The sequence below is a fragment of the Streptomyces capoamus genome (assembly GCF_014654935.1).
Taxonomy (GTDB): Bacteria; Actinomycetota; Actinomycetes; order Streptomycetales; family Streptomycetaceae; genus Streptomyces; species Streptomyces capoamus.
This window is the reverse complement of record NZ_BNBF01000002.1, coordinates 291,641-294,208: the sequence shown is the minus strand read 5'-3', so window position 1 is coordinate 294,208 and position 2,568 is coordinate 291,641. Positions and strand designations below refer to the sequence as shown.

3 protein-coding genes are annotated in these 2,568 nt (G+C 71.8%); 2 read left to right on the top strand and 1 reads right to left on the bottom strand.

The features are described 5' to 3' along the window. Together rpsI and glmM are read left to right on the top strand one after the other, a co-directional pair. The coding region (gene rpsI / locus IE312_RS38785) for a 30S ribosomal protein S9 (protein ID WP_229899062.1) at positions 1 to 299 on the top strand (299 nt) is incomplete at its 5' end. Between the two features lie 155 nt (positions 300 to 454). Beyond that, entirely contained in the window at positions 455 to 1,813 is a 1,359-nt protein-coding gene (glmM, locus tag IE312_RS04765) for a phosphoglucosamine mutase (RefSeq protein ID WP_189978661.1), read from the top strand. Between the two features lie 12 nt (positions 1,814 to 1,825). On the opposite strand, the gene IE312_RS04760 is transcribed toward glmM, so the two are convergent. Continuing rightward, positions 1,826 to 2,568 (bottom strand): DUF389 domain-containing protein (locus IE312_RS04760; protein WP_229899060.1); only part of this gene is annotated, 743 nt, incomplete at its 5' end.

Sequence of the window (2,568 nt, the reverse complement as noted above, 5' to 3'; positions counted from 1 at the left end):
GCACCCTCGAGGACTACTTCCCGAACAAGGTGCACCAGCAGGAAGTGAACGAGCCCTTCAAGGTGCTCGAGCTCGAGGGTCGTTACGACGTCATCGCCCGCATCGCCGGTGGCGGTGTCTCCGGCCAGGCCGGTGCGCTCCGTCTCGGTGTCGCCCGCGCGCTGAACGAGGCCGACGTCGACAACAACCGCGGCCCGCTGAAGAAGGCCGGCTTCCTGCGCCGCGACGACCGTGCGGTCGAGCGGAAGAAGGCCGGTCTGAAGAAGGCCCGCAAGGCTCCGCAGTACAGCAAGCGCTAATCAAGAGCTGCCTGCTCGTACTCCGAACGCCCCGGCGGCACGCCACATGTGCCCCCGGGGCGTTCGCTTATCCGAGCCAAGGGCGTATAACGACACAAGACGCTCAAAGGCTCGTGTGATCGCATGTTTGCTCGACAGGTTCCTCGGGAGGACAAGTGGGACGACTCTTCGGTACGGACGGCGTGCGCGGTGTCGCCAACGCGGATCTGACGGCCGAGATGGCGCTCGGCCTGTCCGTCGCCGCGGCGCACGTGCTGGCCGAGGCGGGTACCTTCGAGGGCCACAAGCCGACGGCGGTGGTCGGACGGGACCCGCGCGCGTCCGGGGAGTTCCTGGAGGCGGCGGTGGTCGCGGGCCTGGCGAGCGCGGGCGTGGACGTGCTGCGCGTCGGCGTGCTGCCGACGCCCGCGGTGGCGCACCTGACCGGCGCGCTCGGCGCCGACCTCGGTGTGATGCTCTCCGCCAGCCACAACGCCATGCCGGACAACGGCATCAAGTTCTTCGCCCGCGGCGGCCGGAAACTCGCCGACGAGCTGGAGGACCGGATCGAGGCGGTCTACGATTCCCACCGGCACGGTGAGCCCTGGCAGCGCCCGACCGGCGCCGGGGTCGGCCGCGTCCGGTCCTACGCGGAGGGCTTCGAGCAGTACGTCGCCCACCTCCTGTCGGTCCTGCCCAACCGGCTCGACGGGCTGAAGATCGTCCTGGACGAAGCGCACGGCGCGGCCTCGGGGGTCTCGCCGGAGGCGTTCGCCCGGGCCGGCGCCCAGGTCGTCACGATCGGCGCCGAGCCGGACGGCCTCAACATCAACGACGGCTGCGGCTCGACCCACCTGGACCAGCTCAAGGCCGCGGTCCTTGAGCACGGCGCGGACCTCGGCATCGCGCACGACGGCGACGCCGACCGCTGCCTGGCCGTGGACCACACCGGTGAGGAGGTCGACGGCGACCAGATCCTCTCCGTGCTCGCGCTGGCGATGCGGGAGCGTTCCGCACTGCGCTCCGACACCGTCGTCGCGACCGTGATGTCCAACCTCGGCTTCAAGCTGGCCATGGAGCGCGAGGGCATCCGCCTCGTGCAGACCGCCGTCGGCGACCGGTACGTGCTGGAGGAGATGAAGGAGCACGGCTACGCCCTCGGGGGCGAGCAGTCCGGGCACGTCATCATCCTCGACCACGCGACCACCGGGGACGGCACGCTGACCGGCCTGCTGCTGGCGGCGCGGATCGCCGAGACCGGTCGTACGCTGCGGGACCTGGCCTCCGTCATGCAGCGGCTGCCGCAGGTCCTCATCAACGTGCCCGACGTGGACAAGTCCCGGGTGCGGACGTCCGTCGACCTCGCCGCCGCCGTCGCCGAGGCGGAGCGGGAGCTGGGGTCGACCGGACGGGTGCTGCTGCGGCCCTCCGGGACCGAGCCGCTGGTGCGGGTGATGGTCGAGGCCGCGGACATCGACCAGGCGCGGGCGGTCGCCGGGCGGCTGGCCGACGCCGTGAAGTCCGCGCTGGGATAGTTCCCCGCGCCCTCAGCCGAGGCGTCCGCGCTGCCCGGCCCAGAGGTGCTTCTGGGCCAGCAGCGTGAGCGTCCCCGCCAGGACGATGCCCAGCAGGTTCAGCAGGAGCTGGAGTGTCGAGCCGCTCGTCTGGGACATGTCGCCGTAGGCCAGCGCCACCGCCGCGTTGGCCGCGGCCGGGACCGTCGTCACCGAGATGGCCACGCCCACCAGGGCGCCCGACTTGGCCGAGGTCAGGGACAGCGTCCCGGCGATCCCGGCGAGCACGGCCACGACGAACGAGAACCAGTCCGGCGCGTAGATGAACCCGGTGTTCGGCCGGTCGGCCTCCAGCCGCGCCTTGCTGAACAGGCCCACCGCGTCCATCAGCAGGCCGAACCCCGAGGTCACGGCCATCGCCACCGCGAAGCCCACCAGCAGCGCGATCAGTGAGCGCCAGGCCAGGCGCGGCCGGCGCCGGACCACGGCCGTGCAGATCCCGGCGAGCGGTCCGAACTCGGGTCCCACCGCCATCGCGCCCACGATCAGGATCGCGTTGTCCAGCACCACGCCGCAGGCCGCGATCATCGTGGCCAGGGTGATGAAGGCCACGTAGGTGAACGACAGCGTCGACTCCTCGTGGGTGGCCTCGGTCAGCCCCTCCCACAGCACCGCGTCCGCGCCCTCGCCCGGCGCCCGGGCCTCGGCCTCGTCGGCGCGTCGGGACAGCGAGAGGTCGATGGTCCCGACGGCGATCGAACCGGTGTCGTCCAGGC